Annotated in this window: 18 protein-coding genes and 1 riboswitch; of the genes, 10 read left to right on the top strand and 8 right to left on the bottom strand. The window is 69.8% G+C overall.

Features of this window, described 5'->3' with window-relative positions; translation table 11 throughout:
* Positions 1-79 precede the first annotated feature (79 nt).
* From ACFHYQ_RS27310 to ACFHYQ_RS27295, 4 genes are all read left to right on the top strand, one after another.
* Complete coding sequence (locus tag ACFHYQ_RS27310; RefSeq protein WP_394304016.1) at positions 80-1,102, top strand: pentapeptide repeat-containing protein; 1,023 nt, start codon at positions 80-82, stop codon at positions 1,100-1,102.
* 223 nt (positions 1,103-1,325) lie between these two features.
* The gene (locus ACFHYQ_RS27305; protein ID WP_394304015.1) at positions 1,326-2,375 is read left to right on the top strand and encodes a PP2C family protein-serine/threonine phosphatase; all 1,050 of its coding nucleotides are present in this window, start codon (positions 1,326-1,328) and stop codon (positions 2,373-2,375) included.
* Between the two features lie 85 nt (positions 2,376-2,460).
* Positions 2,461-3,015, top strand: coding sequence for a DUF5709 domain-containing protein (locus ACFHYQ_RS27300; RefSeq protein ID WP_394304014.1), 555 nt, complete (start codon positions 2,461-2,463; stop codon positions 3,013-3,015).
* 13 nt (positions 3,016-3,028) lie between these two features.
* Positions 3,029-3,574: a hypothetical protein gene (locus ACFHYQ_RS27295; protein ID WP_394304013.1), complete on the top strand. Its 546-nt coding sequence runs from the start codon at positions 3,029-3,031 to the stop codon at positions 3,572-3,574.
* A gap of 174 nt (positions 3,575-3,748) precedes the next feature.
* Here ACFHYQ_RS27295 and ACFHYQ_RS27290 read toward each other — a convergent pair whose 3' ends face one another.
* From ACFHYQ_RS27290 to ACFHYQ_RS27275, 4 genes are all read right to left on the bottom strand, one after another.
* Positions 3,749-5,092 (bottom strand): dihydrolipoamide acetyltransferase family protein, encoded by a 1,344-nt coding sequence (locus tag ACFHYQ_RS27290; protein ID WP_394304012.1) that lies wholly within the window; start codon positions 5,090-5,092, stop codon positions 3,749-3,751.
* Between the two features lie 10 nt (positions 5,093-5,102).
* Positions 5,103-6,161 carry an alpha-ketoacid dehydrogenase subunit beta gene (locus tag ACFHYQ_RS27285; protein ID WP_394304011.1) on the bottom strand — a complete coding sequence of 353 codons (1,059 nt, stop codon included), beginning with the start codon at positions 6,159-6,161 and terminating at the stop codon, positions 5,103-5,105.
* A gap of 2 nt (positions 6,162-6,163) precedes the next feature.
* Positions 6,164-7,312, bottom strand: coding sequence for a thiamine pyrophosphate-dependent enzyme (locus ACFHYQ_RS27280; protein WP_394304010.1), 1,149 nt, complete (start codon positions 7,310-7,312; stop codon positions 6,164-6,166).
* 63 nt (positions 7,313-7,375) lie between these two features.
* Positions 7,376-7,843 carry a CBS domain-containing protein gene (locus ACFHYQ_RS27275; RefSeq protein ID WP_394304009.1) on the bottom strand — a complete coding sequence of 156 codons (468 nt, stop codon included), beginning with the start codon at positions 7,841-7,843 and terminating at the stop codon, positions 7,376-7,378.
* 198 nt (positions 7,844-8,041) lie between these two features.
* Here ACFHYQ_RS27275 and ACFHYQ_RS27270 point away from each other — a divergent pair, with 198 nt between their 5' ends.
* From ACFHYQ_RS27270 to ACFHYQ_RS27245, 6 genes are all read left to right on the top strand, one after another.
* The gene (locus ACFHYQ_RS27270) at positions 8,042-8,812 is read left to right on the top strand and encodes a succinate dehydrogenase/fumarate reductase iron-sulfur subunit (protein ID WP_394304008.1); all 771 of its coding nucleotides are present in this window, start codon (positions 8,042-8,044) and stop codon (positions 8,810-8,812) included.
* Between the two features lie 12 nt (positions 8,813-8,824).
* Entirely contained in the window at positions 8,825-11,605 is a 2,781-nt protein-coding gene (locus ACFHYQ_RS27265) for an aconitate hydratase (RefSeq protein ID WP_394304007.1), read from the top strand.
* Between the two features lie 70 nt (positions 11,606-11,675).
* A complete protein-coding gene (locus ACFHYQ_RS27260; protein WP_394304006.1) occupies positions 11,676-12,407 on the top strand; it encodes a DsbA family oxidoreductase in 732 nt (243 codons plus the stop codon).
* Positions 12,408-12,438: 31 nt separating this feature from the next.
* Positions 12,439-12,828 (top strand): cupin domain-containing protein, encoded by a 390-nt coding sequence (locus ACFHYQ_RS27255; protein WP_394304005.1) that lies wholly within the window; start codon positions 12,439-12,441, stop codon positions 12,826-12,828.
* Positions 12,829-13,012: 184 nt separating this feature from the next.
* On the top strand, positions 13,013-14,140 hold the full coding sequence (locus tag ACFHYQ_RS27250) for a ferredoxin reductase (RefSeq protein ID WP_394304004.1): 1,128 nt from the start codon (positions 13,013-13,015) through the stop codon (positions 14,138-14,140).
* Positions 14,141-14,151: 11 nt separating this feature from the next.
* Complete coding sequence (locus ACFHYQ_RS27245; RefSeq protein ID WP_394304003.1) at positions 14,152-15,258, top strand: fatty acid desaturase family protein; 1,107 nt, start codon at positions 14,152-14,154, stop codon at positions 15,256-15,258.
* Positions 15,259-15,354: 96 nt separating this feature from the next.
* On the opposite strand, the gene ACFHYQ_RS27240 is transcribed toward ACFHYQ_RS27245, so the two are convergent.
* The 4 genes from ACFHYQ_RS27240 to ACFHYQ_RS27225 form a co-directional block, all read right to left on the bottom strand.
* Positions 15,355-15,558 (bottom strand): cold-shock protein, encoded by a 204-nt coding sequence (locus tag ACFHYQ_RS27240; protein WP_203946720.1) that lies wholly within the window; start codon positions 15,556-15,558, stop codon positions 15,355-15,357.
* Between the two features lie 278 nt (positions 15,559-15,836).
* Positions 15,837-18,152 carry a 5-methyltetrahydropteroyltriglutamate--homocysteine S-methyltransferase gene (gene metE / locus ACFHYQ_RS27235; RefSeq protein ID WP_394304002.1) on the bottom strand — a complete coding sequence of 772 codons (2,316 nt, stop codon included), beginning with the start codon at positions 18,150-18,152 and terminating at the stop codon, positions 15,837-15,839.
* Between the two features lie 133 nt (positions 18,153-18,285).
* Positions 18,286-18,494: riboswitch (cobalamin riboswitch) on the bottom strand.
* A gap of 36 nt (positions 18,495-18,530) precedes the next feature.
* The gene (locus tag ACFHYQ_RS27230; protein ID WP_394304001.1) at positions 18,531-19,514 is read right to left on the bottom strand and encodes a LuxR C-terminal-related transcriptional regulator; all 984 of its coding nucleotides are present in this window, start codon (positions 19,512-19,514) and stop codon (positions 18,531-18,533) included.
* 104 nt (positions 19,515-19,618) lie between these two features.
* Positions 19,619-20,815, bottom strand: a complete 1,197-nt coding sequence (locus ACFHYQ_RS27225; protein ID WP_394304056.1) for an amidohydrolase — start codon at positions 20,813-20,815, stop codon at positions 19,619-19,621.
* Positions 20,816-20,971 lie beyond the last annotated feature (156 nt).

Below are 20,971 nucleotides of genomic sequence, written 5' to 3'. Positions count from 1 at the left end.
CACCGGTCGTGACGCCGTAGCCTCGGGGGAGCGCCGGACCACGAGGACGGCGCCTACGACGCACGAGGAGACTCCCGCAATGTCGCCCGAGAAGCCCGAGCAGTACGGGCAGTCTGAGCAGCACGGGCAGCACGGGCAGCACGGGCAGCCCGAACTGCGCGCTGACTGCGCGAACTGCTTCGGGCTGTGCTGCGTCGCGCTGCCCTTCTCCGCCTCGGCGGACTTCGCGATCGACAAGCCCGGCGGGCAGCCCTGTCCCAACCTGCGGGCGGACTTCCGCTGTGGCATCCATCGGGATCTCAGGCGGCGCGGCTTTCCGGGCTGTGTCACCTTCGACTGCTTCGGCGCCGGGCAGAAGGTCTCGCGGGTCACCTTCGGTGGCCGGGACTGGCGGGAGGACCCGGCGTCCGCGAAGCGGATGTTCGAGGTTTTCCCGGTCATGCGGCAGCTCCACGAGCTGCTCTGGTACCTGAACGAGGCGCTGACCCTTCCGGCGGCCCGCCCGATCCACGGCGATCTGCGGCGGGCACTGGAACAGACGGAACGCCGCACGCTCGACAACCCCGACACGCTGATGAAGCTGGACGTGGCGGCGCATCGGAGCGAGGTCAACGTGCTGCTGCTGCGCGCGAGCGAGCTCACCCGGGCCGCTGCCGTACCCGGGCTGAAGGCCGAGGCGGCGCGCGGGCGCAACAACGCCGGAGGCAAGAACGCCGGAGGCAAGAAGGCCGGAGGCAAGAAGGCCGGGGCAGGGCGGGCACGGAAGAAGGAGCTCAGGGGCGCCGATCTCATCGGAGCAGATCTCAGGGGCGCGGATCTGACCGCCGCCAACCTGAGAGGGGCCTATCTCATCGGGGCCGACCTGAAGGGCGCCGACCTGCGGGTGGCCGACCTCATCGGAGCCGACCTGAGAGGGGCCGATCTTCGCGGTGCCGACCTCACCGGCAGCATCTTCCTCACCCAGTCGCAGGTGAACGCCGCCAACGGCGACGCCGCCACCCGTCTGCCCGTGGCGCTCGAACGCCCCGCCCACTGGGCCGAGAACGTCCGCGGTGACCGTCGAATCCCTGCGGATAATGGCGATTCGGACACGTCAAAATAATTGTTTACCCGGATATTTAGTGCGATAGCCGTACGACGACTCACCTGGAGTCCCATCTCCGGTCTCCCTGAGAGTTTCCTGATAAACCGCCATGTGCTTCGCTGGGAAGCGCATAATCGCGGATGGCAGAGGGGGCGGCACCTGATGTGCCGGCTGGGGAAGGAGTAGCACAAACCGCCATGGAATGTTCCACGAACTGACCGAGGTCGGCAATGGAGTGTCCATGAAATCGCAGCGAATCCTCCGTGCGCTGCCGTTCATCGCGATGGCCGCCGTGGTCGTGGCCGACCTGATGGTCGGACCGACCCTGGTCTTCCTGCCGCTGCTCACCCTGGGGCCGGCCTTCGCGTCGGTCTCGGGCGGCGTCCGCCGTACCGCGGTGGTGGGCGGACTCTCACTCGCGCTCTACGTTCCCCTGGTCGCGTACGACCATCTGCTGGGCAGACCGCAGAACACGCTCACGATGGCCTCGATCGTCGGAGTCACCGGGGCCAGCATGCTGGCGAGCCGGCTGCGGACCGGGCGGGAACGTGAGCTGGCCAACGTCCGCCTCGTCGCCGAGGCGGCCCAGCGCGTGCTCCTGCGGCCCGTCCCACGCGGGGCCGGAGACGTGCGGGTCGCGCTGTCCTACACCTCCGCCGCGGCGGAGGCGCAGATCGGCGGCGACCTGTACGAGGTGGTCATCACGCCCGAGGGAGTGCGGCTGCTGATCGGCGACGTACAGGGCAAGGGCCTGGAGGCCGTGGAGACCGCGGCGTGGGTGCTGGGAGCGTTCCGCGAGGCCGCCTACGACCAGGCCGAGCTGCTCGGCGTCGCCGAGCGGCTGGAGGCCAGCCTCGCCCGCCACCTGAGCGGGGAGAAGTTCGTCACGGCGATCCTGGCCGAGGTGCACGACCACGAGATCTCACTGCTCAACTGCGGTCATCCCGCCCCGCTCGTGTTGAGCCGGGACGGCGGCATCCGGCTGGCCGAGCCGCCCGAGGAGGCCGCTCCGCTCGGGCTCGTCGAACTCGGCTCGCCACGGCCCAAGCCGTACGGCATCCCCTTCGAGGACGGCGACCAGATCCTCCTCTACACCGACGGCGTCGTCGAGGCCCGGGACAGGCAGGGGACCTTCTATCCGCTTGAGGAACGTGCGCGCCTGCTGCGGGCGCCCGACCCCCAGGTCGCGCTGGACGAGTTGCGTGCCGATCTGCTCCGTCACGTGGGCGGTCCCGTGCCGGACGACGCCGCCATGCTGCTCCTGCGACGCAACCCGGCTCACCGCCTGTAGCACGCGGATATGCCGCCTCCAACGTGGACCGCCCGGGATTGCGGGTAAGGGGGCGTGGATGGCCGCGAGCTAAGGAGGGGACGCGGTGAGTCAGCACACGCCGGAACACGATCCGCATTCGCGGTTCGAGGACGAGGGCATTCCCGATCTGCAAGACGGGACCCCGCAGCAGCAGTGGGCGGTCGACCCCCAGGAGGCGCCGCTGCCGGCGGATCAACCGACAGCGGTGGACGACCACGGCACCACGATCGACGAGGCGATCCAGGGCGAGCCCCTGGACAGCCGGTTGAGCAGGGAGATGCCCGAGGAGCAGCCGGTCTACGGCACGGGCGGGCCGCCCACCGTCCACCAGGAGCGGCCGCGGACCGGGCGCGCGATCACCGAGGACAGCGGGCTCGGCGTCGGCTCCGACCTGGACACCGACTACGAGCAGGACAGCGGGGTGGCCCCCGGGTGGCAGGCACAGCCGCAGGAGCCGTCCGGCGCCGTCTGGGACACCCCACGCCCCGCCGGTCGTCTCGTCGCTCCGGACGAGGGCGCCCATGGCGACGCCGAGCCGGACGAGGCGGCCATGGAGGTCGGCCCGGACGCGGGGGGCTACAGCGCCGAGGAGGCCGCCATGCGAGTGGAACCCGAATGAGGGAGGACGAGCGATGCCAAGGGAAGAGGACAAGGGCACTACTTTCGACAGCGATCTGCACAACATGGGCGGCGACATCGGACCGGCGTCGATCCGCGGCTCCAACCGCACTCCACGGGGCAAGCCGGACGACACGGCCGAGCCCGCGAGCGGCTACGCCAAGCCGATGGGCTACGTCACCGGACGCGACGACGAGTGGGGCGTGACCGCCGGGTCGGACGAGAAGTCGGTGGCGGCCCGCACCGACGAGATCCCGGATCACCTGGAGACCGCCGGCCCCAGCCCGCACCCGATGCCGCCGGACGCCCTCGAAGAGCAGGGACATGGCGGCCGCCCCGGCTTCCGGGTGCAGGGGCCTGTGGACGAGGCCGAGCACGGTGTGGTCGAGGACGATACGCCGCGCGGCTCCATGCCGTACCGCGTCGGAGAAGGCGGGCACGTCAGCGGCGACCTGGAATGGGCGGCGCCGGGCGAGGACGATCCGGATGTCGGCTCGGGCCGTACCGACGCCGACGACGGCGGTTACCTGCCCGGTGAAGGCACCGGGCGCCCGTACTGACGCAGACCTCTCGCGTACCTGACGGCACGGGCCGGAGCCGCCTCCGCGCCCGAGCCTGTCTTCGCCCCCCGGGGACGGGGACCGACGCCGGACGACGCCGGACGACGCCGGACGACCCGGGAGGGCGCCGGTCCCCGGCATCGGGGGATGCCGGGGATCGGATCGGCCGCGTAACTACACGACCATGCGCAGGGGCTGTCGCAGAAGCTCCTTGAGGCCGGTGAGGAAGGTGGCCCCCGTGGCGCCGTCCAGAACGCGGTGATCGATGGACAGGGTCAGCGCCATCATGGTGCCGACGGCGAGTTCGCCGTCGCGTACGACAGGTTGAGGCTGCGCGGCGCCGACGGCGAGGATCGCCGCCTGCGGAGGGTTGATGACCGCGGTGAAGTGATCGATGCCGAATGGTCCGAGGTTGCTGACGGTGAAGGTTCCGCCGCCGAGCTCGTCCAGGGTGAGACGCCCCGCCCGGGCCTTGTCCGCGAGGGCGTGTGCTTCACGGGCGATCTCGGTGAGGGTCCTCACATCGGCGTCGTGGACGACCGGCACGATCAGGCCGTCGTCGAGGGCGACCGCGATCCCGATGTGCACCCGGCGGTGCCGCAGGATGCGGGTGTCGGCCCAGGAGGCGTTCACCTCGGGATGCTCGCGAAGCTCGATGGCGCAGGCCTTGACGATCAGATCGGTGACGGTGACGCGTGGACCGCTCTCGCCGAGGCGCGTGTTGACCTCGGCGCGGAAGGCGAGCAGCGGCTCGGCGTCCACGATCGTCGTGAGGTAGAAGTGCGGGGCCTGCTGGACGCTCTGGGTCAGTCTTCTGGCGGTGATGCGGCGCACCGCGGTCAGGGGGACTTCCTCGACATCCCCGGCTTTCTCGGCCCTCTCGACATCTCGTTCCTCGCCCTCGCGTACCGTCTCGGCACGCTCGGGGGCCGTCTCCTTCAGCCGAGGCGCCCGGGGGGCGGGCTCCACGGGCGGTGCCGCCTCGGAACGGGTTGTGGCAGGGGGCTCGCCGCGCCGGGCGATGGCCTCCTCCACGTCGGCGCGTATCACCCGGCCGCCGGGGCCGCTCCCGGTGAGGGTGGTGATGTCGATGCCGTGCCGGCTGGCCAGGCGCCGGGAGAGCGGCGAGGACGGCAACCTGATCGGTGAGACGGGTTCGGATGGCTGTGCCGGCTGCTCGGGTTCCGCTTCGGCCTCGGCGCTGGCCTCGGCGCTGGTCCCGGTCTCAGCGCCGGCCCCGGTGTCGGCCCCGGTGTCGGCCCCGGTGTCGGCCCCGGTGTCGGCTCCGGTGCCGACGACGGCGACGGGTGCGCCGATCGGCACCGCGCCGCCCTCGGGGACGAGGATGCGGGTCAGCGGTCCCTCCTCGTAAGCCTCCAGTTCCATGACGGCCTTGTCGGTTTCGATCTCGGCGAGGACGTCACCTCTGCGGATATGCTCCCCCTCGCGCTTGAGCCAGCGGCTGATGGTCCCCTCTTCCATCGTGTCGGACAGGCGCGGCATGAAGATTTCGGGCATGTCAGGTCTCCTACCCCTGGCTGGACGGGACGCGGCGCGGCACGAAGCGGGTGGCCTCGAGGACTTCACGGATCACCCAGGTCAGGGCGGCCGCGTCCGGCAGGGCGGCGAGCTCCAGCGGTTTGGCGTACGGGAGAGGAACCTCGGCGGCGGCCACCCGGCGGACGGGCGCGTCGAGGTAGTCGAAGGCGCCCTCGGCGATGGTGGCGGCGATCTCCGCGCCGATCCCGTAGCTCAGCCAGTCATCCTCCAGCACGATCGCGCGGCCGGTTTTGCGGGCCGAGGCGCACACCGTCGCGCGATCCAGTGGGCGCAGGCTGCGCAGGTCGATCACTTCGGCTGAGACGCCCTCGTCCTCCAGGCGTCGGGCGACGTCGTGGGCGATCACGGCCGCGCGGGAGTAGGCGACGAGGGTCAGGTCACTTCCCTCCTTGACGACCGCGGCGGTGCCGATCCGCACGGTGTGATCACCGCCTGGCACGACGCCCTTGGTGTTGTACAGCGCCAGGTTCTCCAGGAAGAGCACCGGGTCGTCGTCGCGTACGGCGCTGGCCAGCAGGCCTTTGGCGTCCGCGGGTGTGGACGGGGCGACGACCTTCAGCCCGGGTACGTGGGCGTAGAAGACCTCCAGGTTCTGCGAGTGGGTCGCGGCGAGCTGCTGACCACCGCCGCCCGGGGTGCGGATCACCATCGGCACCGAGACCTGGCCGCCGAACATCGCCCGCATCTTCGCCGCGTGGTTGACGATCTGGTCGATGGCGAGCAGGCTGAAGTTGATCGTCATGATCTCCACGACCGGCCGCAGCCCGAGCATGGCCGCGCCGATCGCGGCGCCCACGAACCCCTCCTCGCAGATCGGCGTGTCGCGCACCCGCCGCGGTCCGAACTCGTCCAGCAGGCCTGCGGTGATCTTGTATGACCCTTCGAAGACGCCGATCTCCTCACCGAGGAGCAGCACGTCCTCGTCCCGCAGCATCTCGGCGCGCAGCGTGTCGTGCAGCGCCTGCCGGTAGGTGACGGCCTGCTCGGCTGTCTGCTCCGCTGTCCGGCCCACGGTTGTCCGGCCCACGGTCAGCTCTCCCCGGGTGCGGTGACGGTGGTCTGGCCATCAGGCGGCGGGTCGCCCGGCAGGCCGGTGAAGACGTTGGGGACCGGGGTGGCGTAGACGCCGTCGAACAGCGCGTCGACGGGCGGGGGAGGACTGGTGTCGGCGAACTCGACCGCGGCGGTCACCGTCCGCTCGGCCTCGTCGTCGATCCGCGCCGCCGTCTCCTGATCGAGCACCCCGCCCTCGATCAGGCGGGCGCGGAACGCGGGCAACGGATCGAGATCGCGTACCCGCTGGGTCTCCTCCGCCGTCCGGTAGCGGGCCGGATCGACCACGGAGTGCCCGCGTATCCGGTAGCTGACGGCCTCCAGCAGGCCGGGCCGGTGTTCCTCGCGTGCGCTCTCCATCAGCGCGAGCGCGGCGTCGCGGACCGCGAGCACGTCGTTGCCGTCCACCCGTTCTCCCGGGATCCGGTACGAGCAGCCCCGCCGGAACAGCTCCGGCTCTCCCGACGCCGCCTCGACAGGGGTGCCCATCCCCAGTTGATTGTTGACGATCGTGTAAACGATGGGCAGGCGCCAGACCGCGGCGAGGTTGAGCGCCTCGTGGAAGGCGCCGATGTTCGTGGTGCCGTCGCCGAGCAGGCACATCACCGCCTCACTGTCGGGCCCGGGCGCGCCGCGATAGGCGATGGCCAGCGCCGCACCGGTCGCCGGGGGCAACTGGCCGCCGACGATGCCGTAGCCGCCGAGCAGGCGTAGACCGGCGTCGAACAGGTGCATCGAGCCGCCGCGGCCGCCGGACATGCCGGTGACCCGGCCGAACAGCTCGGCCATCACCCGTCCCGGTTCGGCTCCGCGGGCGAGCGCGTACCCGTGCACCCGATAGCCGGCGAACAGGTAGTCCGACGGGCGCAGCGCGGCCATCAGGCCGACGACGGTCGCCTCCTCGCCGAGGTTGAGGTGGCAGTAGCCACCGATCTTCGCCCGGGCGTACATCTCCGCCGAGCGCAGTTCGAACGCCCGGATCAGCGCCATCTGCCGGTAGTAGCCGCGCAGCACCTCGGCGTCCTCGGACGCGCCCGGCGGTCGTACCGCGCCTGCATCGGATCGGGCGCCGTGCGCCGGGCCGGGCTCGGGGCTCGACGCCGGTCCGGGTGTGTTCGCGACCATCGCCGGGTGCCTCCTGACATCGAACGCGTGCGTCATCTCAACGGGTCATCTCAACGGGTCATCTCAGCTGCCTGGGAGCGGCTCCTGGGGGGCGAACCGGTCGGCCTCGGCCTCACACTTGGGGCAGCGAGGCGGGGGGCGCTCGCCCCGCGTGACCTCGCCGCACACGGCGCACGCCCATTCCGTGGTCAGCAGAACCACCACATCCGACCGGCTGACGATGCCGACCAGCCGGCCCCCGGCCAGAACGGGGACACGCCGGATCCGCCGGTCCACCAGCAGGTGGCGGACCTCGTCCACGTCCGTGTCCTCGGTGACGCAGATCACCGCGCCGGTCATCACCTCGGCGGCGGTCGCCCCCTTGCGAGCCAGCAGATCGTAGTCGCTGACCAGTCCCACGACGGCGCCACCGGCATCGACCACGGGAACCGCGCTGATCCGCCGGCCGCGCAGCAGGGCCGCCACCGCAGGTACGGGCGTGTCCTCCGCCACTGTGACGACCGGGGCCGTCATGATCTCCTTGACCTGCACCTCGCCTCCCGGATCAATCCGCGCACCCTTTGTCTGATGGTTTGTCCCAATATCCCCCGCTTAGTCAATTATCGAAGGGGTATGTGGCCATGGATATTCGCGAGACGCATCGACACCCGGTGACTTACCCCGACACGACGGCCCGGGTGCTCGCTTTGACGGGGTTTGACGGGGTTTGACGAGGAAGGTGGCGATGGCATGGCCGGCGACTTGACGCTTCGGGTCTGGCGCGGCGATGCGAGCGGCGGTGCACTCGTCGAATACCTCGTGCCCGTGCAGAAGGGCGAGGTCGTCCTGGACGCTGTGCTCCGCCTGCAGGCCACCCAGGCCGGAGATCTCGCCGTGCGGTGGAACTGCAAGGCGGGCAAATGCGGTTCGTGCAGCGCGGAGATCAACGGCCACCCCAAGCTGATGTGCATGGCCCGGTTGTCGGCCCTGCCGCACGGCCGCGTCACGGTCACCCCGATGCGGGCCTTCCCCATCATCCGGGACCTGGTCTGCGACGTCTCCTGGAACGAGGAGAGGGCCCGGCGCATCGCCTCCTTCACCCCGCCGCCGGACCTCACCCCGGGGGAGTACCGGATGTTCCAGGAGGACGTGGGGCGCTCGCAGGAGTTCCGTAAGTGCATCGAGTGCTGGCTGTGCCAGGACGTCTGCCATGTCATCCGCGATCACGAGGAGAACAAACCGATCTATGCCGGCCCGAGGTTCTTCATCCGCCACGCCGAACTGGCCATGCACCCCCTGGACACCGGCGACCGCCTCCGGGAGCTGCGCGAGGAGGACGGGCTCGGCCTGTGCAACGTCACCAAGTGCTGCACCGAGGTCTGCCCGGCCGGGATCAAGATCACCGATAACGCGATCATCGCGATGAAGGAGCGGATAGCCGACCAGTGCTACGACCCGCTGGTGCGGCTGGTGCGGCTGGTGCGGCTGGTACGTGCCTGGCGGCACCGCGGGGGAGCATGAGAGGGGTTCGACGTGACGATCGACAGCTTCAACACCCGGGGAACGCTGTGCGCCGCCGGATCCTCCTGGACCGTCTTCCGTCTCGACGCCATGGACGGTACGGCGCGGCTGCCCTACAGCCTCAAGGTGCTGTTGGAGAACCTCGTACGCAACGAGGACGGCCGCAGGGTGACCGCTGACCAGATCACGGCGCTGGCTCAGTGGGATCCGGCGGCCGAACCGGCCACTGAGATCCAGTTCACCCCGGCCCGGGTGCTGATGCAGGACTTCACCGGCGTGCCGTGCCTGGTGGACCTGGTGGCGATGCGCGAAGCGTTGGCCGGGCTCGGCGGCGACCCGGCGCGCATCGACCCGCGACGCCCGGTCGAGCTGGTCATCGATCACTCAGTGATCGCCGACCACTTCGGCAGCCCCGAAGCGTTCGAGCGCAACGTCGAGCTGGAGTACGAGCGCAATCGGGAACGCTACCAGTTCCTGCGCTGGGGGCAGGGCGCGCTGCGAAATCTGCGGGTGGTCCCCCCGGGAACGGGCATCTGCCATCAGGTCAATCTCGAACACCTCGCCCGCGTCGTGTTCGGAGAGGACGGCGTGGCCTTCCCCGACACCCTGGTCGGCACCGACTCCCACACACCGATGGTCAACGGGCTGGGCGTGCTCGGCTGGGGGGTCGGCGGCATCGAAGCGGAGGCGGCCATGCTCGGCCTGCCGTTGAGCATGCTCATTCCCCGGGTCATCGGGGTGAAGCTGGCCGGCGCGCTGCCCGAGGGCAGCACCGCCACCGACCTCGTCCTCACCATCGCGGAGCTGCTGCGCACCCACGGCGTGGTCGGCGCGTTCGTGGAGTTCTACGGGCCTGGAGTGGCCAATGTGCCGCTGGCCAACCGGGCCACGATCGGCAACATGAGCCCCGAGTACGGCGCCACCTGTGCGATCTTCCCGATCGACGCGGAAACCCTGTCGTACCTGCGGCTGACCGGCCGCAGCGCCGACCATGTGGCGCTGGTCGAGGCGTACGTCAAGGAACAGGGCCTGTGGCACGACCCCGATCAACGGCCCGACTACTCCGAGACGCTGGAGGTGGACCTGTCGACCGTCGTCCCGTCGATCGCGGGACCCAAGCGCCCACAGGACCGCATCGCCCTGGCGGACGCGGCATGCGTCTTCCGCGCTGTCCTGGGCGGCTACGTCGACTGCGAGCCGGCACTCTCCGGGCTGGACGAGAGCAGCGCGCAATCCTTCCCCGCCTCCGACCCCTTCTCGCTGACCCACAGCCGCCCCGGCGACACGCCGACGTGTTTCGACACCTCCGGGACGGTGACCTGCCCTCCACTCGAGCACATTCCCGTTTCGCTGGAGGACGGCACGTCCTTCGAGGTCGAGCACGGCGCGGTGGCGATTGCGGCCATCACCTCCTGCACCAACACGTCCAATCCGGACGTCATGGTCGGTGCGGCGCTGCTGGCCAAGAAAGCGGTCGAGCGGGGACTGAGAACCAAGCCGTGGGTGAAGACCACCCTGGCCCCCGGCTCGAAAGTTGTGATCGACTACTTCGAGCGTGCCGGGCTGACGCCGTACCTGAACGAGCTCGGCTTCGACCTGGTCGGCTACGGCTGCACCACCTGCATCGGCAACTCCGGCCCCCTGATCGACGAAGTGTCCCGTGCCGTCACGGACGCCGACCTGGCGGTGGCCGCCGTACTGTCGGGCAATCGCAACTTCGAAGGCCGCATCCACCCGGAGACCAAACTGAACTACCTCGCCTCTCCGCCCCTTGTGGTCGCCTACGCGCTGGCCGGATCGATGAACGTCGACCTCACCCGAGATCCGCTCGGCGTCGACGCCACCGGTGAGCCGGTCTACCTGCGCGACATCTGGCCGAGCGGGCAGGAGGTCCAGGAGATCGTCTCCACCTGTCTGCGCGCGGAGATGTTCAGCCGCGGCTACGCGGACGTCTACGCCGGTGGCGAGCTGTGGCGTGATCTGCCCACACCGGAAGGGGAACTGTTCACCTGGGATGCCGGCTCCACCTATGTACGCCGACCGCCGTACTTCGAGGGCATGAGTCGAACGCCCAAGCCGTTGGAGGACATCGAGGACGCCCGCGTGCTGGCCCTGCTCGGCGACTCGGTCACCACCGACCACATCTCACCCGCCGGTGCGATCAAGACCGAATCCCCGGCCGGGCGATATCTGAGCGCCCACGGCCTGAAGCGCGAGGAGTTCAACTCCTACGGCTCCCGGCGCGGCAACCACGAGGTGATGATCCGCGGCACCTTCGCCAACATCCGGCTGCGGAACCTGCTGGCACCCGGCACCGAAGGGGGATTCACCCGCCATCTCCCCGACGGGGAGCAGACCACCGTCTTCGACGCGGCGATGCGGTACGCCGCCGAAGGTGTGCCGCTGCTCGTCATCGCGGGCAAGGACTACGGCTCGGGCTCCTCACGCGACTGGGCGGCCAAGGGAACCGCGCTGCTCGGCGTCAGGGCCGTCCTGGCCGAGTCGTTCGAGCGCATCCACCGCTCCAACCTCGTCGGGATGGGTGTCCTGCCCCTTCAGTTCGCTCCCGGTCAGAGCCCGCGATCTCTCGGCCTCACCGGAGAGGAGACGTTCACCATCCACGGGCTGACCGGCGCTGAAGACCCACCCCGTGAGGTCACGGTGACCGCGAACGGCCGCGGCGACAGCATCCGGTTCACGGCGAAGGTGCGCATCGACACACCCACCGAGGCCCACTATTACCGTCATGGCGGAATCCTGCCGTACGTCCTCCGCTCCATGCTGCCGACATGAGGCGGCATCGGCCGGAATGCCGTGGCAAACGAATGAGTTGCGACCGAAGAACAGGCCAGGAGAATCCTTGATGTCGACGAACGACGTTCCTGCCGCGACAGCGGATGCCTCGATGGTGACCGTCTGGTCGGACGTCGGCTGCCCGTGGGCCACGCTCGCGCTGCACACACTGCACGCGGCCGCCGACCGACGCGGTGCGCCGCTGCTCATCGACCACCGGGCGTTCCCGCTCGAACTGTTCAACCGGCAGCCGACCCCGAAGCACATCGTGGACCCCGAGATCGTGATGCTCGCCGCTCACCGCCCCGAACTCGGGTGGCGGCTGTGGCGGGGTCCCGACTGGACCTACCCGGTCACCACCCTGCCCGCGCTGGAAGCCGTCCAGGCCGCCAAGGCGCCGGAGGTCGGCGGGCTGCGGGCGAGCGACGAACTGGACATGGCCCTGCGCCGGGCCTTCTTCGTCGACAGTGCGTGCATCAGCGTCCACTCCGTGATCCGCGACATCGCGGAGAAGTGCGAATCCGTCGACGCCGATGCGCTCGCCGCCGCGCTCGCCCGGGGCAGCGGACGCGCTGACGTCTACGACCAGTGGCGGATCGCCCAGGGCCCCGAGATCAAGGGCAGCGGACACGTGTTCGGCCCCGGGGGCTATGCCGTACACAATCCCGGCGTCACCTATCAGTGGACCGGTGACCCCGACGAGGGCGGTTTCCCGCGAGTGGACGCCTACGACCCGGCCTGGGCGGACGAACTGCTCGACACGCTACCCATCGCGGCACCGGACGGCATGGCCGAACGCTGATCCGGCCTGCGTGTCCTCGCCACCTTGAGCAATGGAGACGAAGATGGAGAAGAAGGCGGTATTCGGAAGCGCTTCGGAGCTCGCGGAGTTCAGCGCCGAGTCGTTCTGCCCGAAGGTCCTGTCCGCGAGCGACCTGGCCAGGGTGATGATCGTCGGCATGGAGGACGGACAGGAGATCCCGCTGCACACGCCGAGTGTGGAGCTGGCGCTGGCGATCCTGGAGGGTACCGGGGACGTGTGGATCGACGACGCCCCGCATCCCGTGGCGGCGGGTGACGTCGTGGTGATTCCCGCCGGGACCACCCGGGGGGTTCGTGCCCGCGGCGGTCGGCTGATCTTCATGAACGTCGTGTCGCCCCCGCCGACCGCGGCCGATCACGAGGTCGCGCGCCGCCCCTGGCCGGCCGAGACCACGAAGTAGGGCGAGCCCCCGTCCGGCCCGCGGTTGTGGATCTTCGACTCGCGACGGCAGGGCCTCAACAAGCAATCTCCTCTTGCCCCAGCCTGGGGATATCGCGGGTGAGTGGCCGGGTACCACCGTCGTACGGACGGCCCGTTCAGTCTGCTTGGATCCACGATGGTTGCCAGGCTTCCCGGAAGGACCTGTGATCCCTAAGCACGCGACCCCATCCGCTGCGAGGCCCGGGCCGGCGACCCTGCGTCGGTTGGTGGCGGCCGCCCGATGGCTCTCGTCGCCACTGCTCCCAGAGGACTACCTCGGGTTGATCAACCCGCTCTGGACCGCGGGGGATCTGTGCGGCCGGGTCGAGGAGGTGATCCCCGAAACCGCCGACGCGGCGACCTTGGTGATCCGTCCGGGCTGGGGCTGGGCCGTGCACCGTCCCGGCCAGTGGGTCCCGATCGGCGTCGACATCCGGGGACGGCGTCATTGGCGTACCTTTTCGCTGTCGTCAGCCCCGGGAAGACCCGACGGTCGCGTCACCATCACGGTCAAGGCCATGCGCGAGGGGCTCGTCTCCAACCACCTCGTGCGGCGCACAGAGCCGGGGACGATGATCAGGCTGGGCCGGCCGGAGGGCGCGTTCGTCCTCCCGGAGCCGCCGCCACCGCGCCTGCTGTTCGTGACCGCCGGGAGCGGCGTCACACCGGTGATGGCGATGCTGGACGACATGCTGGACGACATGCTGGACGGCATGCCGGGCGGCGCCCCGGCCGTGGAGGGGCCGGACGTCGTGCTGGTCCACTCGGCGCCGACACCCGATGAGGTCATCTTCGGCCGGCGTCTCCGGAGCCTGGCCGCGCGATGCCCGCGGCTACGGCTGTACGAACGGCACACGCGGTCTGAGGGACGGCTGCGGCCCGCGGACCTGGCCCGGCTCTGCCCAGACTGGGCGGCACGTGCCGTCTGGGCCTGCGGACCGCCGGCCATGCTCGACGAGATCGCGGCCCACTGGGCCGGGCCCGCGGATCGGCTGCGGGTCGAGCGCTTCCGCCTGGTGCCGACGGCCGTGGGATCGGGGGGACGCGTGTGCTTCACCAGGAGCGGCCGGGAGGCGGACGCCGACGGCGGGACATCGTTGCTGGACGTCGGCGAGGGTGCGGGGGTGCTCATGCCGAGTGGCTGCCGCATGGGCATCTGCTACTCATGCGTCGCGCGCCTCCGCTCGGGCCGGGTACGCGACATGCGCACCGGCCAGGTGCACGGAGAGGCGGGCGACATGATCCAGACCTGTGTGTCGGCCGCAGCGGGCCCGATCGAGATCGAACTGTGAGAGGAAAGCGTATGCCTGCCACTTTGACCTCGGTTGACGCCGAAGGTTTCGGCCGTGAGCTGGACAGGATCCGCGATGAGGTGCTCGAGAGTCTCGGCGAGCGGGACGCGCGTTACATCCGGGGTCTCATCGCGATCCAGCGGAAGCTGGAGTTGGGCGGCAGGGCGCTGCTGTTCGCCTCCTGGTTTCCGCCCGCATGGATCATGGGGACCGCGGCACTGGCCACCGCGAAAATCCTGGAGAACATGGAGATCGGCCACAACGTCCTGCACGGGCAGTGGGACTGGATGCGGGACCCAAAGATCCACTCGACCACGTGGGAATGGGATACCGCATCCCCGGCCGACCAGTGGAAGCACTCCCACAACTTCGTCCACCACACCTGGACGAACGTGCTCGGCAAGGATCGGGACATCGGCTATTCGGTGTTGCGCATCAGCCCCGAGCAGCGATGGCACCCGATCTACCTCGCCCAGCCGTTCTACAACGCGCTGCTGGCCCTCTTCTTCGAGTACGGCATCGCGATCTACGATCTCGAACTGGAGCGCATCCCGTCCGGGAGGAAGAACGCCAAGGAGGCGCTCGCCCAGCTTCGCGCGGTCGCGACCAAGATACGACGCCAGGTCACCAAGGACTACGTCGCGTTCCCGCTCCTCGCCGGCCCGGCTTTCCTGCCCGTCCTGCTCGGCAACCTGACCGCGAACCTGGCGCGCAACGTGTGGGCGCACACCATCATCTTCTGCGGCCACTTCCCCGAGGGTGTGGAGGTCTTCACTGAGGACCGGCTCGAGGACGAGACCCGCGGCGAGTGGTACGTCCGCCAACTGCTCGGCTCGTGCAACATCGACGGCGGCAGCCTCTTCCACATCATGAGCGGCAACCTCAGCCACCAGATCGAGCACCACCTGTTCCCCGACCTGCCCAGCAACAGGTACGCCGAGATCGCGCCACGGATCCGCGCCCTGTGCGAACGGTTCGGCCTGCCGTACACGTCCGGCTCGCTGGCCCGGCAGGCGGCCTCGGTCTGGAAGCGCGTCCTGAGCATGGCCCTGCCCGGGCCCCGGCAGCGGCCACCGGCGACCGCACCGCCGGTGAAGACGCTCGGTGCCGTGGCCTGAGCCGTGGCCCGAGCCGTGGCCTGAGCCCTCCAGATGACAGCGGCCCCGGACTGTGCGCGAGTCCGGGGCCGAATGCCCGTCAGGTGCCGTGCCAGGCTACAGCGGTCGTACCCGCTCGGCCTGCGGGCCCTTGGCACCCTGACCCGCGGTGTACTCGACCCGCTGGTTCTCCTCCAGCGACCGGTAACCACCGGCGTCGATGGCCGAGTAGTGGACGAAGACGTCCGGAGTGCCGTCGTCGGGGGCGATGAAGCCAAAGCCCTTCTCGGCGTTGAACCACTTGACAGTTCCCTGAGCCATGCTTTCTCTCCTTGTTGAGACGATCTCCGTGAGGCACGGACTGATCTCGGGGCTGCTGCGACCGACCGCCTTGGAAAGCCGTGGCTTCATCCGGTAGACGCCCGCTGTCATAGCTCCGCAGGCGCTGTTACGCAAACTGGGACTTCGACACAACCTGTTTCCTTCACCCTACACACCACCCGGAGCTTTCAGCGTCGGTTACGTACAGGACGGCCCACGTGTACCGTCAAGGGCCTGAGCCGTACACGATCAGGCGCCGGTGCCGCCGGCGGAAAGGCCTACTGGTGGCCGGTGGCTTCGGCGCGGATCTCGCGAGCGGCCGCGACGAGGTTCTCCAGCGAACCGCGGACCTCGGCCCAGCCGCGGGTCTTCAGGCCGCAGTCGGGGTTGGCCCACAGCCGGTCGGCCGGGATGGCCTTCAGTCCGGTACGCAGCAGGGACACCAACTCCTCGATCCCGGGCACTCGGGGGGAGTGGATGTCGTAGACACCTGGCCCGACCCCACGCGGGTATCCGGCCTCGGCCAGCTCACGGGCCACCTGCATATGCGAGCGGGCGGCCTCCAGGCTGATCACGTCCGCGTCGAGATCCTCGATCGCGGTGAGGATCTCGCCGAACTCCGCGTAGCACATGTGGGTGTGGACCTGCGTCTCCGGTCGTACCCCTGCCGTGGTCAGCCGGAACGCCTCGGTCGCCCAGCTCAGGTAGGCGGGCCGGTCGGCGGCGCGCAGCGGCAGCGTCTCACGCAGGGCGGGCTCGTCCACCTGTATCACCGCGATGCCGGCCGCTTCCAGGTCGGCGACCTCGTCACGTAGCGCCAGCGCCACCTGGCGGGCGGTGTCGCCGAGCGGCTGGTCGTCGCGGACGAAGGACCAGGCCAGCATGGTGACGGGGCCGGTGAGCATGCCCTTGACCGGTCGGCTGGTCTGCGACTGGGCGTACCGGGTCCAGCGCAGGGTCATCGGCTCGGGACGGGAGATGTCCCCGGCCAGGATCGGTGGCCGGACGTAGCGGGTGCCGTAGGACTGCACCCAGCCGTGCCGGGTGGCGACGTACCCGTCGAGCTGTTCGGCGAAGTATTGGACCATGTCGCTCCGCTCGGGCTCACCGTGGACCAGGACGTCCAGGCCGGCCTTCTCCTGGAAGGCGAGGACCTCGCGGATCTCGGCCGCGATCCGCTCGTCGTAGGCCTCCTGGCCGATGCGCCCCGACAGCAGGTCGGCGCGGGCGGCCCGCAACTCGGCGGTCTGTGGGAAGGAACCGATGGTGGTGGTCGGCACCGGCGGCAGGTCCAGCCGGGCGCGTTGCGTCCGCGCCCGCTCCGGGTACGGCTGGGCGCGCCGGGCGTCCTGCGGGGTCACGGCCGCCGCGCGGGCGCGTACGGCCGGATCACGGATCAGGGTGGAGACCGCCCGGGACTCCAGGGCGGCCCGATTGTCGGCGAGATGGCCGGCGATGGCCCGGGTGCCCCGCGTCAGACCCCGGGTGAGCGTGACGATCTCCGCGGTCTTCTGCCGGGCGAAGGCGAGCCATGGGGTGATCTCGGGGTTGATCCCGGTCTCGGCGGCGACGTCCAGCGGGACGTGCAGCAGCGAACAGGATGCGGCGACATCGACCTGCCCGGCCAGGCCGAGGAGGGTGGCCAGCGTGGACAGCGACTTCCCCAGGTCGTTGATCCAGACGTTGCGGCCGTCCACGACACCGGCCACCAGGCGTTTGCCGAGCACCCCGCCGACCCGGGCGAGATCGTCCAGATTGGCGGCGGCGGGGCCGGTGAAGTCGAGCCCGAGCCCCTCGATCGGCGCCTGCGCCAGCACCGGCAGCGCCTCGCCGAGCCGGCCGAAGTAACCGGCGACGAGGATCTTCGGCCGGTGCTCGAGCGAGCCGAGGCGCCGGTAGGCGGCCGCGACCGCGTCCAGGACGGCCCGCGACCGGTCCTGGACCAGGGCGGGTTCATCGAGCTGCACCCACTCGGCGCCCGCCGCTCTCAGCGCCGCGAGTACGTCGGCGTAGACGGGCAGCAGCCGATCCAGCAGCGTGAGCGGCTCGAAGCCCGGATCGGCACCGGGCGCGGGCTTGGCGAGCAGCAGATAGGTCACCGGTCCGACGAGCACGGGGCGCGGGTTGAGCCCGAGCTCGAGGGCTTCTCGCAGCTCGCCGAGAGGCTTCGCGGGGTCGGCGGTGAACACGGTATCCGGCCCCAGCTCCGGCACCAGATAGTGGTAGTTGGTGTCGAACCACTTGGTCATCTCCAGCGGGGCGACGTCCTGGGTGCCGCGTGCCATGGCGAAGTAGCCGTCGAGCTGGTTCGCCGCGACGGCGGGGCGGTGGCGCTCGGGGACGGCGCCGACCATGACCGTGGTGTCCAGCACGTGGTCGTACAGCGAGAAGTCACCACAGGGCACCTCGCCGAGGCCCGCGTCCGTCAGTTGCCGCCAGACGCCGCGGCGCAGTCCTTCGGCGGTTGTGCGCAGCTCGTCGGCGCTCACCCGGCCGGCCCAGTAACCTTCGACCGCTCTCTTCAGCTCGCGGTCCGGCCCCTGTCGCGGATAGCCGTACACCGTGCCGAGCGAGGTGGTGGGGGCGTCGGTCACGAAACTCTCCTTCGCGAGTCACGGAAGACCTCGGCGATCCCGGGGTGCGAAGGCGCGACCGATGAGCGGAAACGCGGTGCGTCCGCCTGGTCTCGCCGGGCCCGCCCTCGAGGCCGTCGACGTCACCGCACGCAGGTCGCGTACGGGCAGTGGCAGGTCTTCGGACTCGTGGGCGTCGCGCTCGTTCCTACTGGCCGTCGCTTCCCGGATCTTCCGATCCAGTGCGTGTGACGGCGGTCGTTCCCACTCACCGCTGCGGGGCAGCCCCGGAATCGCACCGGGTTCCCTCTTACGACGCGCCTGTCTGGCGGACAGGGCGAACCAACTGCGGCACCCAGCCTAGGTCGTGTTGCCCCTCCCGCCAACTTGAAAGATCGGTCAGAGCCAGCCGCGTTCCGCTGCCCGCAGCCCGGCCTCGAAGCGGCTTCGGGCGCCCAGTTGTTCCATGATGTCGGCCATCATGCGGCGGACGGTGCGCTGTGACAGGCCCATCTGGCGGCCCGCTCCCTCGTCGGTGAAGCCCGCCGCGAGGAGCTTCAGCAGTTGACGCTCGCGCGGAGAAAGCCCGGCGTCGTCGCGGGGCGGAGGGGTCCCGATCGGCGTGGCCGCGTCCCAGATCGTCTCGAACAGGGAGAGGACTGCGGTGAGGACACCGGTGTCGAAAACCTGGACGACGCCCTTGCGTGGGTTGGCGGCCTCCAGCGGCAGCAGGGCGGTGATGCGATCATAGATCGTCATGCGTACCGGGAGCGTAGGGGCGGTCCGGATCTCAGCGCCGTTCTCGGCCAGCCACTGGGCGTACGCCATGGTCGACGGATCGTGACGGGCGCTTTCCAAGAAGACCGAGCGCATGGCCACCCCGTTGCCGAGCACCCGCAGATCCAGCGGTTTGGCGATTTCCAGCGCGCGAGGGTCGTGGGCGCGGTGGGACATGAAACTGACGATTTCGATCCGGGCGCTCACCGAGAGCTCCTCGATGCGCGCCTGGATCGCATCCATGCCGATCAACGTGCCGATGCTCGATGTCTGGGAGCCCAGGCGGTGGTTGGCGTATTCGTCGATCAGATCCGCGATGGTCGACTGAGCCTGGGCGATCTGCTGCTGCTGGCGGGCGAGTTCGGCCTGACGCTGCTGCAGCAGGGTCTGCAACCCCGCCTCGGGGCTTACCGGGCGGAATCCGCCTGGTAAGTCCCATGAGGGACGCAGCAGCGCGAGCTCGGCCAGATGGTCGAGGGCCGCTCTGACCCGGTCGATTTCGACGTCGAGCGTCTGGGCGATCTCATCGACGTCCAGATCATGCCGGGTGAGCAGCAGCCTGTAGACCTTTTCCGTCAGCTTGTCGAGCCCGAGTGATTCCAGCAACCCCGTGTCCTCTCGCCAGCCGCCTCGTCTTGATCGTAATGACGAGTTTTGCGAAAGGTGTGCGTGGCCACAAGGATCTTCGTCCGCCCGGCGATGGGGAAATCTCAACCTGTTGACCGTGCGGCCAGAGCGTCCAGCGCGGCTCCGCTCATCGCCGTGATGCCGGTCGGCAGTGCTGTGCGGAGGTCGGGGGCGAACTGAGGCGAGTGATTGACCGGTATCGGTTCGCCCAGATCTAGTGCGACGCGCCGCTGCCGGGCGCTCGTGACACCGAGAAACCAGTAGGCCGTGGGGATGCCGCCTCCAGCGAACCAGCCGAAGTCCTCGGTGGCAGTCGTCGGTGGAGTGGAGCCCACTCGTCGCGGGCCGAACAGGCGCTCGTGGACGCGGCGCACGGCAGCCATCGCGGAGGGGGCCGGTAAGAGGGCGGGTGAGCGCGAGGTAATGGTGATCTCCGGTTCCTCCGGGCAGTTCGAGGCCGCGCACTCGGCTCGCACGATCCGCTCCACGGCCGCGGTGACGCGTTCGAGTGCGGCTTCGGAGAAGGCACGTACGGTCAGGCTGAGCTCGGCCCGGTCCGGGATGACGTTGCCCCGTTCCCCTGCCCTTAGTGAGCCGACTGTGAGAACGACCTGCTCGGAGGGGGCGGTCTCACGGGAAACGATCGACTGGAGTCGTATGACCACGGAGGCGGCGGTCACCACCGGATCGACACTCAGATGCGGGGTGCCGCCATGGCCGCCCCGCCCACGGATGATCACATCCAGTGCGACGCTGCCGGACATCAGCGGGCCGGGGCCCGGATGGGCGACGGTTCCGGCGGGAGAGGGAGCACTGTGCTGGGCCAGGACGAGGTCGGGGGTGCCGAAGCGCTCGTAGAGCCCGTCCTCGATCATCGCCTGCGCCCCCTGCAGGGTTTCCTCCGCAGGCTGACCGACGAGCATCACGGTGCCGCTCCAGGCGTCTTTGCGTCCGGCGAGGTCGGCGAAGGCCCCGGCGGCCGCGGCCAGGTGCAGATCGTGGCCGCAGGCGTGCATCACGCCGGGGACGGTGCTCGTGTACGGCAGGCCCGTGCGCTCCTGCACGGGAAGCGCGTCGAGTTCGGCTCGGAGCATGACAGTCGGGCCGGGCCCGTTGTGCAGGACACCGACCACGCCATGCCCACCTCCGACACCGCGGGTGACGGAGGCGCCGTAACGGCCGAGCCAGAGGGACAGCCTCTCGGCGGTGTGCCTTTCATGGCCCGACAGCTCGGGATGGACGTGCAAGTCAAGATAGAGCTCGAGAGCCGGCTGCAGCACTTCCAAGGGGACACGAGACGTCTCGGTGACGGATACGCCGGGCATACACGTCCCACCTTCCAGGCGTTTTCCTCTGAGCATGCGCCGCGCGGCCCACGGATCGGTGTCACTTCACTGTCAGCGGGCGACAGCACCCTGAGAGCGGACGACCGGTCG

The sequence above is a fragment of the Sphaerimonospora cavernae genome, from assembly GCF_042435035.1.
Taxonomy (GTDB): domain Bacteria; phylum Actinomycetota; class Actinomycetes; order Streptosporangiales; family Streptosporangiaceae; genus Sphaerimonospora; species Sphaerimonospora cavernae.
This window is presented reverse-complemented; position numbering and strand designations above follow the sequence as displayed.

What these genes read in the sequence shown, in the direction of transcription:
- ACFHYQ_RS27280 (WP_394304010.1), bottom strand. Translation starts at nt 7,312, where the DNA reads ATGGTCGCGAACACACCCGGACCGGCGTCGAGCCCCGAGCCCGGCCCG.
- ACFHYQ_RS27240 (WP_203946720.1), bottom strand. Translation starts at nt 15,558, where the DNA reads ATGGCTCAGGGAACTGTCAAGTGGTTCAACGCCGAGAAGGGCTTTGGC.
- ACFHYQ_RS27310 (WP_394304016.1), top strand. Translation starts at nt 80, where the DNA reads ATGTCGCCCGAGAAGCCCGAGCAGTACGGGCAGTCTGAGCAGCACGGG.
- ACFHYQ_RS27290 (WP_394304012.1), bottom strand. Translation starts at nt 5,092, where the DNA reads ATGCCCGAAATCTTCATGCCGCGCCTGTCCGACACGATGGAAGAGGGG.
- ACFHYQ_RS27245 (WP_394304003.1), top strand. Translation starts at nt 14,152, where the DNA reads ATGCCTGCCACTTTGACCTCGGTTGACGCCGAAGGTTTCGGCCGTGAG.
- ACFHYQ_RS27305 (WP_394304015.1), top strand. Translation starts at nt 1,326, where the DNA reads ATGAAATCGCAGCGAATCCTCCGTGCGCTGCCGTTCATCGCGATGGCC.
- ACFHYQ_RS27255 (WP_394304005.1), top strand. Translation starts at nt 12,439, where the DNA reads ATGGAGACGAAGATGGAGAAGAAGGCGGTATTCGGAAGCGCTTCGGAG.
- ACFHYQ_RS27270 (WP_394304008.1), top strand. Translation starts at nt 8,042, where the DNA reads ATGGCCGGCGACTTGACGCTTCGGGTCTGGCGCGGCGATGCGAGCGGC.
- ACFHYQ_RS27295 (WP_394304013.1), top strand. Translation starts at nt 3,029, where the DNA reads ATGCCAAGGGAAGAGGACAAGGGCACTACTTTCGACAGCGATCTGCAC.
- ACFHYQ_RS27260 (WP_394304006.1), top strand. Translation starts at nt 11,676, where the DNA reads ATGTCGACGAACGACGTTCCTGCCGCGACAGCGGATGCCTCGATGGTG.